9 protein-coding genes are annotated in these 15,379 nt (G+C 60.5%); all 9 read right to left on the bottom strand.

What is annotated here, in order from left to right:
- Positions 1 to 8: 8 nt before the first annotated feature.
- The 9 genes from DKB71_RS02585 to pilQ all read right to left on the bottom strand — a co-directional run bounded on the left by DKB71_RS02585 (position 9) and on the right by pilQ (position 15,378).
- Positions 9 to 506 carry a type II secretion system protein N gene (locus DKB71_RS02585; protein WP_408599539.1) on the bottom strand — a complete coding sequence of 166 codons (498 nt, stop codon included), beginning with the start codon at positions 504 to 506 and terminating at the stop codon, positions 9 to 11.
- A 129-nt stretch (positions 507 to 635) separates the two neighbouring features.
- Positions 636 to 2,108 (bottom strand): N-acetylglucosamine-binding protein GbpA, encoded by a 1,473-nt coding sequence (gene gbpA, locus DKB71_RS02580; protein WP_408599538.1) that lies wholly within the window; start codon positions 2,106 to 2,108, stop codon positions 636 to 638.
- A 289-nt stretch (positions 2,109 to 2,397) separates the two neighbouring features.
- Positions 2,398 to 3,465: a uroporphyrinogen decarboxylase gene (gene hemE / locus DKB71_RS02575; RefSeq protein WP_408599537.1), complete on the bottom strand. Its 1,068-nt coding sequence runs from the start codon at positions 3,463 to 3,465 to the stop codon at positions 2,398 to 2,400.
- A gap of 253 nt (positions 3,466 to 3,718) precedes the next feature.
- Positions 3,719 to 5,137 (bottom strand): FAD-dependent oxidoreductase, encoded by a 1,419-nt coding sequence (locus DKB71_RS02570; protein WP_175389976.1) that lies wholly within the window; start codon positions 5,135 to 5,137, stop codon positions 3,719 to 3,721.
- A gap of 32 nt (positions 5,138 to 5,169) precedes the next feature.
- Entirely contained in the window at positions 5,170 to 9,615 is a 4,446-nt protein-coding gene (gene gltB / locus DKB71_RS02565) for a glutamate synthase large subunit (RefSeq protein WP_406592752.1), read from the bottom strand.
- Between the two features lie 349 nt (positions 9,616 to 9,964).
- Positions 9,965 to 11,548, bottom strand: coding sequence for an SPOR domain-containing protein (locus DKB71_RS02560; protein ID WP_408599536.1), 1,584 nt, complete (start codon positions 11,546 to 11,548; stop codon positions 9,965 to 9,967).
- A 10-nt stretch (positions 11,549 to 11,558) separates the two neighbouring features.
- Positions 11,559 to 12,659, bottom strand: coding sequence for a 3-dehydroquinate synthase (gene aroB / locus DKB71_RS02555; RefSeq protein WP_408599535.1), 1,101 nt, complete (start codon positions 12,657 to 12,659; stop codon positions 11,559 to 11,561).
- A gap of 150 nt (positions 12,660 to 12,809) precedes the next feature.
- Positions 12,810 to 13,328 (bottom strand): shikimate kinase AroK, encoded by a 519-nt coding sequence (gene aroK, locus DKB71_RS02550; protein ID WP_032831512.1) that lies wholly within the window; start codon positions 13,326 to 13,328, stop codon positions 12,810 to 12,812.
- A gap of 4 nt (positions 13,329 to 13,332) precedes the next feature.
- Positions 13,333 to 15,378 (bottom strand): type IV pilus secretin PilQ, encoded by a 2,046-nt coding sequence (gene pilQ / locus DKB71_RS02545; protein WP_408599534.1) that lies wholly within the window; start codon positions 15,376 to 15,378, stop codon positions 13,333 to 13,335.
- Position 15,379 lies beyond the last annotated feature (1 nt).

Genomic DNA, 15,379 nt, shown 5'->3' with positions numbered 1-15,379 from the left:
GATGTTGATCACTCTGACGGCCCGGAAACCGGGCGTAGATAACGCGTAGAAATAGCCGAAGCCTGGCTGTCGCCTGGCGACCCGAGTCGGCGAAGGAAACGCGCGACAGGCGGTTGCAGCGTTAATCGCTCTTCCCGCCCCTTGTTCCACAGCACCACTTGATTGGCTTCGACGCGACGCAGGACGCTGCCACCGGGCAAGCGTTCGCCCACCAGGTACATACGCGAGCCTTGGGCATCGGCGAGCAACGCTTTGGACAAACCGCTGCTGAGGATAAAACTGGCCTGCAAGGTCAGCGGCTCGGCACTGGCCAGCAATGAGGTGCCTTGCGTCAGCCCCAGCACCGCTGCCACCGCAGTAGCATCCAGCGCTACAGGGGCGGGAACAGAGGCTGGCGCCACCACCCGCAGCGGCGGCGAGGCGAGGCGCTCACGAAAGTGCCACTCCTGCCAGATCAGCAGCGCTGCATAACCCAGCGGCATGACCAGCAGGCCAAGACGGCTCATCACCTTCCCCGAATTCTTCACGAGTGGCTCACTCGAGCCGTTCGATAACCCGAAACCGTCATTCGCAACTCGATAAAAAAGTGAAGCTTCAGGCAACCTTTTCAGGTCACCTGAAGTACTGCGAGGGACTTAGAGTTTGTCCCAGGCCATGTGCCAATGCGGACCGATGCCAGTACCAGGTTCGAAACCATTGGCAGACGGGCTGTACTGCTTGCAATAACCGGACGCGGGGAATGGCTTGCACTCAAAGACTTCATTAGTCTTCGGCTGCAACACCTTGGTACCGGCGGTGTACTCGCTGAGGCCTTCCGGGATCACGAAGTCGTAGTCGGCACCGGCGCCTTCACCGGTCAGTTGGGTCACCTGGGTATCCTGGCGGATGGTCCGGCCATCCAGGGTCGTGCCGACCAGCGTCAGGGTGTGCTTGCCGGGGTTGCTGCGAACATCGATGGCCAGCCAGGACGAGCCGCTGTCCGCTTGCGCGGAAGTGGAACCTACCGGCTTGTTGCCCTCATCGAACAGCGTCGCTTCGACGTTCATCTTGCGATTGGAAAGGATACTGAAATCGATCCTGGCCACACCTTTTTCCAACAGATACTCAGCTTGCCGGGAAGCGACCGACAGTCGAGCCGCAGCATCTTCCTGCATCTTCAACTGCACTTCGTAGCGTATTACGCCGCTGTCTTTTTGCGCATACACGCTGTTGTTGCCCTTGACCGGTTCGATCGTGCCGTTTTCATCTCGTACGCCCGCACGGATAAGCGCATGAGCCTTGTTGATGGCTTCTGCCAACTTGAACGACCAGTTGTTTGGCGCGCCTTCCTCTGCACTATTGATGGAGATTTCAACGCTGTAGTCGGGGCTTTCGCCATTAGCGGTGAACGCGCGGGCCTTGACCTTGTCACCGACCAGCAACGAGGTTGACGGCGCGATACTGCCCACGGAGGACCAACCGCCCGGAAGTTCCGGCTCGGCCAGGATGTTCACATCCGCGGCATTATAAAAAGCTGCATCGGTATCACCGACCGTCCAGATCGCCAGGATGACGTGTTGACCGGTTTTGTCCTTGGGGATGTTGCAGTTGTGTTTGGCACCCGACTCCGGCCTCTGGTTGCCGCCATCGATGGTGCAGAACGGCGTGCTTTCGAACGTTGCCCGCTTGAGTGCTTCGTTCGGGTTCCAGCCGTTGCGGGTGATGAAATACTCATGTTTGGTGGCCGGGTGCACAGCCGTGTAGCGCCATTGGAAATCGATGTTGCGATCCTTGATTTCCGTCATGTGCCAACGGGTGGCCGATTGGGCATCCAGCGCCGAGAACAACGAGTGACCACCACTCGGGATCTTGCCATCGACCGGCCCTTGCAGAGGCGCCCCGCCAACCCCTCCTGGAAAACCCTTGAAGGTTTCACCGACACTTTGAGGTTCGTATTGGGCGCCACCGCAATTGGTATTCACGCCTTTTTGGCAAAGCAGTGCACGGGAAGGCGGTACTTCCAGGTAGCCATGCGCGGAAACACTTTGTGACACCAACATTGCCGATAACAGGATCATTGAAGAAGTGCAGCCGGCCAACGCACTTCCCTTGTAGTAAGTACTTTTCATCCAATAAATTCCAGATTGCTTATCGAAGATCAGGGCGCGTATTGCTGGCGCCGTCAAATGCAATTGAGCTCAACAATGGTGAGCACTGATCTGTAAATCTACTTGGATGAAAGCGATTTATATGTAGGGAAAATCGCTACTTACACGAGGACTTTTCCATTTAATTGTTTATCTGACACAGAATGAAAAAAATCTTACAAGAGGCAACCATTAGATTGGAGAGAAAAACTTAGTATAAAAAAGCCCGTCCGGCACCAGGCCGGACGGGCTATATACAATTTGAACGCAATTATTCGTGATACTGCGCCGACAACTCATGCACCGCGCGCAGGAAAGCGCCGGCATGTTCCGGATCGACTTCCGGGGTGATCCCATGGCCGAGGTTGAACACGTGGCCGCTGCCCTTGCCGTAGCTGGCGAGGATGCGTCCGACTTCGGCGCGGATCGCTTCCGGCTTGGCGTAAAGCACAGTTGGGTCCATGTTGCCTTGCAGGGCAACTTTGCTGCCGACACGTTCACGGGCGCTGCCGATGTCGCAGGTCCAGTCCAGGCCCAGTGCATCCGCGCCAGCGTCGGCGATGCTTTCCAGCCACAGGCCACCATTCTTGGTGAACAGGATGACCGGCACCTTGCGGCCTTCGTGCTCGCGGATCAGGCCGCTGACGATTTTCTTCATGTAGGCCAGGGAGAATTCCTGGTACGCCGCCGCCGAGAGGCTGCCACCCCAGCTGTCGAAGATCTGCACCGCTTGCGCACCGGCCATGATCTGGCCGTTGAGGTAGCTGGTGACGGTCTGCGCGAGCTTGTCCAGCAGCAGGTGCAAGGCTTGCGGGTTGTCGTAGAGAATGGTTTTGGTCTTGCGGTAGTCTTTCGACGAGCCGCCTTCGACCATGTAGGTGGCCAGGGTCCACGGGCTGCCCGAGAAGCCGATCAGCGGCACGCGGCCGTTCAGTTCGCGGCGGATGGTGCTGACCGCGTCCATCACATAGCCCAGGTCTTTGTGCGGATCAGGAATCGGCAGGGCCTCGATGTCGGCCAGGGTGCTGACGACTTTCCTGAAGCGCGGACCTTCGCCGGTTTCAAAGTACAGGCCTTGGCCCATGGCATCGGGGATGGTCAGGATGTCGGAGAACAGGATCGCCGCGTCCAGCTGCGGATAGCGGTCGAGCGGTTGCATCGTGACTTCGCAAGCGAACGCCGGGTTCATGCACAGGCTCATGAAATCGCCGGCCTTGGCACGGCTGGCGCGGTATTCAGGCAGGTAGCGACCGGCCTGACGCATCATCCACACGGGGGTGACGTCTACGGGTTGCTTGAGCAGGGCGCGCAGGAAACGGTCGTTCTTCAGGGCAGTCATGTCGGCATCCGGAAAAAAAGTGCGGGCATTTTCTCAGAGCCGGACGTAAAAGGCACGGATGCAGGTCAGCCTTTTGTCTATCGGGTCAATTTGTCGCGCTGTAAACGCGGCATTGGTAACGCCACGAAACAACTGTGGGAGCGGGCTTGCTCGCGAATGCGGTGTGTCAGGCAACAAAACTGTCGACTGGCACTCCCTCTTCGCGAGCAAGCCCGCTCCCACATTTTGACCGCATTCCAGCTTCAGAAAGTGATCAGACGCCCAGGTAATCCAGAATCCCTTCAGCCGCATTACGGCCTTCGAAGATCGCCGTCACCACCAGGTCGGAACCGCGCACCATATCGCCACCGGCGAAGATTTTCGGGTTGCTGGTCTGGTGCTTGTACTGACCCTGTTCCGGGGCGACGACACGGCCCTGGCTGTCGGTCTGGATGCTGAACTGCTCGAACCACGGCGCCGGGCTTGGGCGGAAACCGAAGGCGATGACCACGGCGTCGGCCGGGATGATCTCTTCGGAGCCCGGGATCGGCTCGGGGCTGCGACGGCCACGGGCGTCCGGTTCGCCGAGACGGGTCTCGACCACTTTCACGCCTTCGACCTTGTCTTCGCCAACGATGGCGATCGGCTGGCGGTTGTAGAGGAATTTCACGCCTTCTTCCTTGGCGTTCTTCACCTCTTTGCGCGAGCCCGGCATGTTCGCTTCGTCACGACGATAGGCGCAGGTCACCGATTTGGCGCCCTGGCGGATCGAGGTTCGGTTGCAGTCCATCGCCGTGTCGCCACCGCCCAGTACCACGACCTTCTTGCCTTTCATGTCGACGAAATCTTCCGGCGACTTTTCAAAGCCCAGGTTGCGGTTGACGTTGGCGATCAGGAAGTCCAGCGCGTCGTACACGCCCGGCAGGTCTTCACCGGCGAAGCCGCCCTTCATGTAGGTGTAGGTGCCCATGCCCATGAATACGGCATCGTATTCTTCGAGCAGTTGCTCCATGGTCACGTCCTTGCCCACCTCGGTGTTGAGGCGGAACTGGATGCCCATGCCAGTGAAGACTTCGCGGCGATTGCTCAGCACGGTCTTTTCCAGCTTGAACTCGGGGATGCCGAAGGTCAGCAGACCGCCGATTTCCGGGTTCTTGTCGAACACCACCGGGGTCACGCCGCCGCGCACCAGCACGTCGGCACAGCCCAGGCCCGCCGGGCCCGCACCGATGATCGCGACACGCTTGCCGGTCGGCTTGACCTTGGACATGTCCGGGCGCCAGCCCATGGCGAACGCGGTGTCGGTGATGTACTTCTCCACCGAACCAATGGTCACCGCGCCGAAGCCGTCGTTGAGGGTGCAGGCACCCTCGCACAGACGGTCCTGCGGGCACACCCGGCCGCAGACTTCCGGCAGGGTGTTGGTCTGGTGCGACAGTTCGGCGGCCTGGAGGATGTTGCCCTCGGCCACCAGCTTGAGCCAGTTGGGAATGAAGTTGTGCACCGGGCACTTCCATTCGCAATACGGGTTACCGCAACCCAGGCAGCGGTGGGCCTGGTCGGCCGACTGCTGGGGTTTGAACGGTTCGTAGATTTCCACGAACTCTTTCTTGCGTTGACGCAACAGTTTCTTCTTCGGATCCTTGCGCCCGACCTCGATGAACTGGAAGTCATTATTCAGACGTTCAGCCATTTTAAAACCTCATCAAACTCTTCAGGCGCATATCACTGCGGGTTGGCACGGGTGCTGGAAAGCAACGACTTCAGGTTGGCAGCCTTGGGCTTGACCAGCCAGAAACGACGCACGTAATCATCGAGGTTCTCGGCGAGCTCACGACCCCACTCGCTGTCGGTTTCCTCGACGTACTCGTTCAGCACGCGTTGCAGGTGGCTACGGTAGGCTTCCATCGCCTCGCCGCTGATCCGCTGGATTTCCACCAGTTCGTGGTTGACCCGGTCAACGAATGTGTTGTCCTGGTCGAGCACGTAGGCGAAACCGCCGGTCATGCCAGAGCCGAAGTTATAACCGGTCTTGCCCAGGACGCAGACGAAACCACCGGTCATGTACTCGCAGCAGTGATCGCCAGTGCCTTCCACGACGGTGTGGGCACCGGAGTTACGCACGGCAAAACGCTCACCCGCGGTACCGGCGGCGAACAGCTTGCCGCCAGTGGCGCCGTACAGACAGGTGTTGCCGATGATGGCACTGTCCTGGGTCTTGTAGATGCTGCCCTTGGGCGGAACGATCACCAGCTTGCCGCCGGTCATGCCCTTGCCGACGTAGTCGTTGGCGTCACCTTCCAGGTACATGTTCAGGCCGCCGGCGTTCCACACACCGAAGCTCTGACCGGCCGTGCCTTTGAAGCGGAACGTAATCGGCGCGTTAGCCATGCCCTGGTTGCCGTGCTTACGGGCGATGTCACCGGAGATCCGCGCGCCGATGGAACGGTCGCAGTTGCAGATATCCAGGGCGAATTCGGCGCCGCTCTTGTCGTTGATCGCCGAGGTGGCCATGTCGACCATTTTCTCGGCCAGCAGACCCTTGTCGAACGGCGGGTTACGTTCCACGCCGCAGAACTGCGGCTTGTCCGCCGGCACGTGGTCGCTGCCCAGCAACGGAGTCAGGTCGAGGTGATGCTGCTTGGCGGTCTGGCCTTCGAGGACTTCCAGCAGATCGGTACGGCCGATCAGCTCTTCGAGGGAGCGCACGCCCAGCTTGGCCAGCCACTCACGGGTTTCTTCGGCGACGTAGGTGAAGAAGTTCACCACCATGTCGACGGTACCGATGTAGTGATCCTTGCGCAGCTTCTCGTTCTGGGTCGCGACGCCGGTGGCGCAGTTGTTCAGGTGGCAGATGCGCAGGTATTTGCAGCCCAGGGCGATCATTGGCGCAGTGCCGAAGCCGAAGCTTTCAGCGCCGAGGATGGCCGCCTTGATCACGTCGAGGCCGGTTTTCAGGCCGCCGTCAGTTTGTACCCGGACTTTGCCGCGCAGGTCGTTGCCGCGCAGGGTCTGGTGGGTTTCGGCCAGGCCGAGTTCCCACGGAGCGCCCGCGTATTTGATCGAGGTCAGCGGCGATGCACCGGTACCGCCATCGTAGCCGGAGATGGTGATCAAGTCCGCATAGGCCTTGGCCACACCGGCGGCGATGGTGCCGACGCCCGCTTCCGCTACCAGCTTCACGGAAACCAGCGCCTTCGGGTTGACTTGTTTCAAGTCGAAAATCAGCTGCGACAAGTCTTCGATCGAGTAGATGTCGTGGTGCGGTGGCGGCGAGATCAGGGTCACGCCCGGCACTGCGTAACGCAGCTTGGCGATCAGACCGTTGACCTTGCCCCCTGGCAGCTGACCGCCCTCGCCTGGCTTGGCGCCCTGGGCGACCTTGATCTGCAGCACTTCAGCGTTGACCAGGTATTCCGGAGTCACACCGAAACGGCCGGTGGCAACCTGCTTGATTTTCGAGCTCTTGATGGTGCCGTAGCGCGCCGGGTCTTCGCCGCCTTCGCCGGAGTTGGAACGCGCACCAAGGCGGTTCATGGCTTCGGCCAGGGCTTCGTGAGCTTCAGGCGACAGGGCGCCCAGGGAGATACCGGCGGAGTCGAAGCGCTTGAGCACCGACTCCAGCGGTTCGATCTCGCTGATATCCAATGGCGTGTCGAGGGTTTTGACTTTCAGCAGGTCGCGGATCATCGACACCGGGCGGTTGTCCACCAGCGATGTGTATTCCTTGAACTTGCTATAGTCACCCTGCTGCACAGCGGCTTGCAGGGTGTTGACCACGTCCGGGTTGTAGGCGTGATATTCGCCACCGTGGACGAATTTCAGCAGGCCGCCCTGCTGGATCGGCTTGCGCGGGCTCCAGGCTTCGGTGGCCAGGGCTTTCTGCTCGGCTTCGATATCGACGAAACGCGCACCCTTGATGCGGCTCGGTACGCCCTTGAAGCTCAGGTTGCAGACTTCCTCGGACAGGCCGATGGCTTCGAACAACTGCGCACCACGGTACGACGTGATGGTCGAGATACCCATCTTCGACAGGATCTTCAGCAGGCCCTTGGTGATGCCTTTACGGTAGTTCTTGAACACCTCGTAGAGGTCGCCCAGCACTTCACCGGTACGGATCAGGTCGCCCAGCACTTCATACGCCAGGAACGGATAAACGGCAGAGGCGCCGAAACCTATCAGCACGGCGAAGTGGTGCGGGTCACGCGCGGTTGCGGTTTCCACCAGGATGTTGGAGTCGCAACGCAGGCCCTTCTCGGTCAGGCGGTGGTGTACCGCACCGGTGGCCAGGGAGGCGTGGATCGGCAACTTGCCCGGGGCAATGTGACGGTCACTCAGGACGATCTGCGTACGACCGGCGCGCACGGCTTCTTCAGCCTGATCGGCAACGTTGCGGATCGCAGCTTCCAGACCGATGCTTTCGTCGTAGTTGAGGTCGATTTTCTGGCGTTCGAAGCCCGGACGATCGAGGTTCATCAGCGAGCGCCACTTGGCCGGGGAAATGACCGGCGAGCTGAGGATCACGCGCGAAGCGTGTTCCGGCGACTCCTGGAAGATGTTGCGCTCGGCACCGAGGCAGATCTCCAGCGACATGACGATGGCTTCACGCAGCGGGTCGATCGGCGGGTTGGTCACCTGCGCGAACTGCTGGCGGAAATAGTCGTACGGCGTACGCACGCGCTGGGACAGCACGGCCATCGGCGTATCGTCGCCCATCGAGCCCACGGCTTCGTAGCCCTGCTCGCCCAGTGGACGCAGCACCTGGTCGCGCTCTTCGAACGTGACCTGGTACATCTTCATGTATTGCTTGAGCTGATCGACGTCGTAGAACGCCGAACCGTGGTCGTTGTCCTCCATGGTCGCCTGGATGCGCAGGGCATTCTTGCGCAGCCATTGCTTGTACGGATGACGGGACTTCAGGCGGTTGTCGATCGCATCGGTGTCGAGGATCTGACCGGTTTCGGTGTCCACGGCAAAGATCTGGCCCGGGCCAACGCGGCCCTTGGCGATCACGTCTTCAGGCTGGTAGTTCCAGACACCGATTTCCGACGCCAGGGTGATGAAACCGTTCTTGGTGGTGACCCAACGCGCCGGACGCAGACCGTTACGGTCGAGCAGGCACACCGCGTAGCGACCGTCGGTCATTACCACGCCGGCCGGGCCGTCCCACGGTTCCATGTGCATCGAGTTGTATTCGTAGAACGCACGCAGATCCGGGTCCATGGTCTCGACGTTCTGCCACGCAGGCGGAATGATCATCCGCACGCCACGGAACAGGTCGATGCCACCGGTGACCATCAGCTCCAGCATGTTGTCCATGCTCGAGGAGTCGGAGCCGACGCGGTTGACCAGCGGGCCGAGCTCTTCCAGGTCCATCAGGTCGTTGCTGAACTTGGTGCGACGGGCCACGGCCCAGTTGCGGTTGCCGGTGATGGTGTTGATTTCGCCGTTGTGCGCCAGGAAGCGGAACGGTTGAGCCAGCGGCCATTTCGGCAGGGTGTTGGTGGAGAAGCGCTGGTGGAACACGCAAATCGAAGTTTGCAGGCGCTCATCGCTCAGGTCTGGATAGAAGGCGGTCAGGTCCGCCGGCATCATCAGGCCTTTGTAGATGATGGTCTTGTGCGAAAAGCTGCAGACGTAGTGGTCGGTATCGGCGGCGTTGGCCACCGATGAACGACGACGGGAGGTGAACAGCTTGACGGCCATGTCCTGGTCGCTCAGGCCTTCGCCACCGATGTACACCTGCTCGATCTGTGGCAGGCGCTCAAGGGCCAGGCGGCCTAGGACGCTGGTGTCGATCGGCACTTTGCGCCAGCCGACGAGGGACAGGCCGGCAGCCAGGATCTCGCGGTTCATGTTCTCGCGAGCAGCCTCGGCTTTGACCGGGTCCTGGTTGAAGAAGACCATGCCCACCGCGTATTGCCTGGGCAGTTCGACGCCGAACGTTTCCTGGGCGATGGCTCGCAGGAATACGTCCGGCTTTTGAATCAGCAGACCGCAACCGTCACCGGTCTTGCCGTCAGCATTAATCCCACCGCGGTGGGTCATGCAGGTCAGGGCCTCGATGGCCGTTTGCAAAAGGGTATGACTGGGCTCGCCCTGCATATGGGCAATCAGGCCGAAACCGCAGTTATCCTTGAATTCATCTGGTTGGTACAGACCTGCTTTCATAGACACTTTCTCACCAGGCTGCCTCTTGTCGAGGCAAATTTCTTTTCAATTCAACCACTTACCATCCGCGCCGAACGTACGCCAGCTTTGCGGGGGCAAAAGGGAGGTCATTGTACACACCGACACTTGGCCTCACAAATTTGGCGACGAAATGTCGCAAATCTATGTCGCATTTGTGAAAGGTTTAAAGCGATCCGCTGTGCTAGTCAAAACTTTTTTAATTTTGACCGCAACGACTCAAAGACTACTGTGACGCAGACACCACAAGGCACGCGGCCTGTAGAGGCGGCATGCCGTGCAGAAATATTGAGGTGCTTGGAGAGGCGGCCTGGGTAAGGCCGCCGAATCTTCAGCGAGCTGTTGCCAGTTCCTGTTGGACGCTGGCGACAGAGCGTGGCCAAGGTTTACCAGCCTGAACCTTCGCTGGCAAGGCCTTGATGGCGGAAACGGCTGCATCACGATTGGCGAAATTGCCGTAGGTGATCACGTAGAGCGGTTTGCCGTTGAGGACTTTCTTGAAGTAACGGTACTCGCCGCCCTGCTCCTTGACGAAGCTTTGCGCGGCCGTTTCGGAGCTGGTGCCGAGGATCTGCACCACGTAATTACCCGGCGCTTGACCTGCGTACCAGGTGCCACCGGCTGCCTTGGCGACGGTCGCTGGTTTCTCGGCCGGTTTGGCGGCAGCGGCGGCTGGCTTGGCCGGCGCTGGGGCCGGCTTGGCAGCCGGAGCAGGCGCTGGCTTGGCGGTAGCGACCTGGGTCGGCGCTGGCGTCGGCTTGGCGGTTGGCGTTGGTGCAGGACCGGCCGGAACGCCTGCTGGCGGTGCAATGGTGGTCACGGTCGGCGGTGTCGCGCTGGAACCCTCGACCGGCACGCCGTCATCGCCCTCGGTGATGCCACCCGCCGCTTCGGCCAGCGGCTCACGCATGACCGGTTGCGAATTGCCGACCAACGGCAATGGCGTCGGCTGCGTGTTGCCGGCGAATTCAACGGCCGGAGCACCACCCGCTTGTGGCGAACCCTGGCCGAGCGGCAGTTGCGCCTGTTCGTTGGCAGGCGCCCCCGTGGTCGGTGCTTTGCTGCGACCCGGCATCAACCAGGCGGCAGCTACCGCGACCACAACGACGGCGGAAATCGCCAATACGTGTTTCTTCGGCATATTGAACCCCATACTTGGACGCTTTACCGCGGAGCGGCTGGCAATCATGGCTTCGATCATCGCATCGCGGGCAACCTGGTTGATGTTGCCAGGCCAACCCTCGGAGCTTTCGTGAATATCAGAGATCTGATTTGCGGTGAAAAGTTCGATACCCCGGCCAGCGCCTTCGAGCCGCTGGTCGAGGTATTCGCGGGTTTCCTCTTCGGTGTAAGGCTGCAGCTCGATGACGTGGAAGCGCTCTTCCTCGAGTTGCAAAGCCTCGAGCTGGGCGATCATCGACGACTCGCCGAACAGGAACACATGCGGACGGCCTTCCGGCGCACCCGCGGCCAGGGCCATCAAGGCTTCGAGCGCGGACTCGTCGAGCTGCTCGGCATCATCGACCAGCAGATAGACTTCCTGCCCGGTGAGAGCCAGCTGCACCACCTGCTTGAGGATTGCACCGATCTCGGCCTGGGCAACGTTCAGTGCCTGGGCGACCTGGTGCAACAGGCCAGCCGAATCACCGGCACCACGGGCGGAAACCACCACGCTCTGCACGGTCTGCTTGTTGGTGCTGGCCACCAGGGCCTGACGCAGCAGGGTCTTGCCGCTGCCATGTGGACCTGTAACCACCAATAGCAACTGGCTATACCGCGCCAGATGGTGCAACTGCCCCAGCACCGGCTTGCGCTGGGCTGGGAAAAATTTGAAGCCAGGAACCCGTGGAGCAAAAGGGTCATGACTCAACTGGTAATGGCCGAGGAAAGCCTCGTCGGCATGCAAACTAGTCATCGCGTTCTTATTAACCTTTAAGCTGAGCCAGGGCGCGGTAATCCGCTCCCAGCGTGGCCTGTAGAACCTCTTTCGGATAATCGTCGGTCACCACCGCTTCGCCCATGTGGCGCAGCAGCACCAGGCGCAAACGACCGTCGATCACTTTCTTGTCAATTGCCATGTGTTCGAGAAAATCGGCTTGCGTCATCTCTTCAGGCGGGATGACCGGCAGGCCGGCGCGCTGGAACAGGCGAATGCCGCGATCGCGCTCCTGTTCGGTAATCCATCCCAGGCGCGCGGACATTTCCAGAGCCATTACAGTGCCAGCAGCCACCGCTTCACCATGCAACCAGACACCATAGCCCATATGGGTTTCGATGGCGTGACCGAAGGTGTGACCCAGGTTGAGCGTTGCCCGCACGCCGGTCTCCTTCTCGTCGGCGCCGACCACGGCCGCCTTGGCCGCACAGGAGCGCTCGATGGCATAGGTCAGGGCTTGCTGATCCAGATTGCGCAGGCGGTCGACGTTTTCTTCGAGCCAGGTGAGGAACGGCTCGTCGCAAATCAGCCCGTACTTGATGACTTCGGCCAGGCCGGCGGACAGCTCGCGGGCCGGCAGGGTATTGAGGGAGGCGGTGTCGATCAGTACGACGTTCGGCTGATAGAAGGCACCGACCATGTTCTTGCCCAGCGGATGGTTGATCCCGGTCTTGCCACCCACCGAAGAGTCGACCTGCGACAGCAGCGTGGTCGGAACCTGGATGAAGTCGACACCGCGCTGGTAGCAAGCCGCCGCGAAACCGGCCATGTCGCCAATCACGCCGCCACCCAAGGCGATCACCGTGGTGCGTCGATCATGCCGCGCGGTCAGCAGGCCATCGAAGATCAGCTGCAGGGTTTCCCAGGTCTTGAAGGCTTCGCCGTCGGGCAGCACCACGGAAATCACCGAGAACTGCGCAAGGCTGCGGGTCAGACGTTCGAGGTAGAGCGGCGCGACGGTTTCATTGGAAATGATCGCCACTTGCCGTCCGCGAATATGCGGGGCCAGCAGCTCGGGCTGGTCCAACAAACCTTCGCCAATATGAATCGGGTAGCTGCGCTCGCCTAGATCGACCTTGAGTGTCTGCATGTGTCCCCACAGTGAAGATGGAATCAGGCAACCTGCCTTGAGTTAACGAATGTCTACGGCCACTGTTGTGTGACGCCGTTCGTCGGCCGTTCGCCACAACCTTGAGCGGTCATGGCTGGACGCCGAGGATAGCGCATTTCGGGCGGCGCTTTAACGGGGCGGCAATTGCTGCAGACGCTCCAGGATATCGAGCACGACCATTCGCGGCGGTCGTTCATCCGTTTCCACCACCAGATCGGCAATTTCCCGATACAGGGGGTCACGGATCGCCAACAGATCCCTCAGGGTCTTGGCCGGATCGGCCGTGCGCAGCAATGGCCGATTGCGGTCGCGGGACGTGCGGCCGACCTGCTGCTCGACAGAGGCATGCAGGTAGACCACCCGTCCGCCGGCGCGCAGCGCCCGACGATTGGCTTCGCGCATGACTGCCCCGCCGCCGGTCGCCAGCACCACGCCGTCGTAATCGCACAGCTCGGCGATCATTGCCTGCTCGCGCTCACGAAAGCCCGGTTCGCCTTCCTTGTCGAAGATCCATGGGATATTGGCGCCCGTGCGTAATTCAATTTCCTTATCGGAATCTTTGAATGGCAAGCGCAACTCTTTGGCCAGCAATCGGCCGATGGTGCTTTTTCCAGCCCCCATCGGTCCTACAAGTATCAAATTTCGCACAGAATCAACGACTCACAGCAATCGCCTGGTTATTCATGATACGCGGAGTGAGAAACACCAACAGCTCGGATTTTTTCTCCGAAACCACGTCGCGCCGGAAAAGGCGGCCAAGATACGGCACATCGCCAAGAAATGGCACCTTATCTACAACCTTGCTCTGAGTATTTGAGAAAACACCCCCAATGACGATGGTCTCGCCATCGTTGACCAGGACCTTGGCGTTGACCTCGTTTTTCTTGATCGGCGGCACATCCTGGACCTTGTTCAGGTAGTCCGGCTCATCCTTGGTGACCTTGACCTCCATGATGATCCGGTTGTCCGGCGTGATCTGCGGCGTCACCTCCAGCGACAGCGACGCCTCCTTGAACGAGACCGAGGTTGCGCCGCTGGAGCTGGCTTCCTGGTAGGGAATCTCGGTGCCCTTGAGGATCTTCGCGGTCTCCTTGTCGGAGGTGACCACCTTGGGTTGCGAGACGATTTCGCCGTTACCGGTCTTTTCCATGGCCGTCAATTCAAGGTCCAGCAAGACGTTGTCGGTGATGAAGGCAATGCCGATGCCCGACGTATTGTTGGCGACCCCCAGGTCGACGAACGGCGAGCTGGCGCTGCTGTCGTTGGCGCCGTTACCGACACCGGAGGCATTCCAGTTGCCTTTCTTGATCGCGCCACCCCAGCGCACGCCAAGGCTCTTGTCGTAGTCGACGTTGGCTTCGACTATGCGCGCCTCGATCATCACCTGACGCACCGGGATATCCAGCTGCGCAACGATTCGCCGCAGTTCGTCGAGACGGTCCTGGGTCTGGTAGGCAATGATGTTGTTGGTGCGCTCATCGACGGTGATCGATCCCCGTTCGTCGGCTTTCGCCTCGGCACTGGTCACCGACTGGAACAGTTTGGCGATATCGGCCGCCTTGGCGTAATTGACCTGCAAAAGCTCCCGACGCAGCGGCGCCAGGTCGGCAATCTGCTTCTGCGACTCCAGCTCCTGACGTTCACGGGCCGCAATTTCGTCGGCTGGCGCGACGAGCAGCACATTACCCACCTTGCGCTTGTCCAGGCCCTTGGTTTTCAGCACCAGGTCCAGTGCCTGGTCCCAGGGTACATTTTGCAGGCGCAGGGTAATGCCCCCCTGCACCGTGTCACTGGCGACCAGATTGAGGTTGGTGAAATCGGCGATCAGTTGCAGCACTGAGCGCACGTCGATGTCCTGGAAATTCAGCGAGAGCTTTTCACCGGTGTAGGCATTGCGGTCGGCGTTGCGCTTTTGCAGGTCGTCGACCGTCATCGGGCGGACGCTGACGGTCAGCTTGTTGTCGGTCTGATAGGTTGAGTAATCGAAGGCGCCGCCGGGTTCAATGGTGATCGTCGCCTTATCCCCGCTGGCACTGGCATTGACGAACTGAACCGGGGTGGCGAAATCCTTGACGTCCAGGCGTACGCGCAATGGCTCGGGCAATCGGGTCCTGGCAAATCCGAGAATGATCTTGCCTTCGCGTTCCTGAATATCCGGTGCAATGGACGGGTCCGACAGATCAATCACGACATTGCCTTCGCCCTGGGTACCACGCTGGAAATCCACCGCACGAATGGCCTTGCCCGCCGGCGCAACCGCGCGCTTGGGCGCCGGAACCGGGACGGCGGTAGCGGCCGTTCGCGGGGTCGGGCTTTTGCCGCCCTGCCCGACCACTACAAAGAGGTTGTTGCCTTCGACCCGGAAGTCATAGGGGCTCAGCTGGTTGAGATTGATGATCAGCCGCGCACGGTCCTTGGCCTCCACCACCGTCGCGCTGCGGGCATTGCCATTGCCCAGGTCGCGAGTCTTGCTCGCCAGCTGACTGACCACGCCGGGAAGATCCAGGGCAATCCTGGCGGGAGATTCCGTGGTGTAGCCACGGGGCGCCGGGGGTGGCTCGTCGAACACCAGCTTCAACTCGACGCGATCTCCCGGCAACGCGGCGACATCCAGCGTCTTGAGGGTGGCCGCTTGTACCATCGGCGACAGCAACGCTATCCATAGCGATACTCCGAGGGCGGAGAAAATCCTGTTCATC

Source organism: Pseudomonas sp. PLMAX (genome assembly GCF_046042685.1).
GTDB lineage: Bacteria > Pseudomonadota > Gammaproteobacteria > Pseudomonadales > Pseudomonadaceae > Aquipseudomonas > Aquipseudomonas putida_AE.
The sequence above is the reverse complement of the archived record's forward strand: the minus strand, read 5'-3'. Positions and strand labels throughout refer to the sequence as shown.

Coding starts and splice junctions, on each gene's coding strand:
- hemE (WP_408599537.1), bottom strand. CDS start 3,465: ATGACTGCCCTGAAGAACGACCGTTTCCTGCGCGCCCTGCTCAAGCAA.
- gbpA (WP_408599538.1), bottom strand. CDS start 2,108: ATGAAAAGTACTTACTACAAGGGAAGTGCGTTGGCCGGCTGCACTTCT.
- pilQ (WP_408599534.1), bottom strand. CDS start 15,378: ATGAACAGGATTTTCTCCGCCCTCGGAGTATCGCTATGGATAGCGTTG.
- DKB71_RS02570 (WP_175389976.1), bottom strand. CDS start 5,137: ATGGCTGAACGTCTGAATAATGACTTCCAGTTCATCGAGGTCGGGCGC.
- aroB (WP_408599535.1), bottom strand. CDS start 12,659: ATGCAGACACTCAAGGTCGATCTAGGCGAGCGCAGCTACCCGATTCAT.
- gltB (WP_406592752.1), bottom strand. CDS start 9,615: ATGAAAGCAGGTCTGTACCAACCAGATGAATTCAAGGATAACTGCGGT.
- DKB71_RS02585 (WP_408599539.1), bottom strand. CDS start 506: ATGAGCCGTCTTGGCCTGCTGGTCATGCCGCTGGGTTATGCAGCGCTG.
- DKB71_RS02560 (WP_408599536.1), bottom strand. CDS start 11,548: ATGACTAGTTTGCATGCCGACGAGGCTTTCCTCGGCCATTACCAGTTG.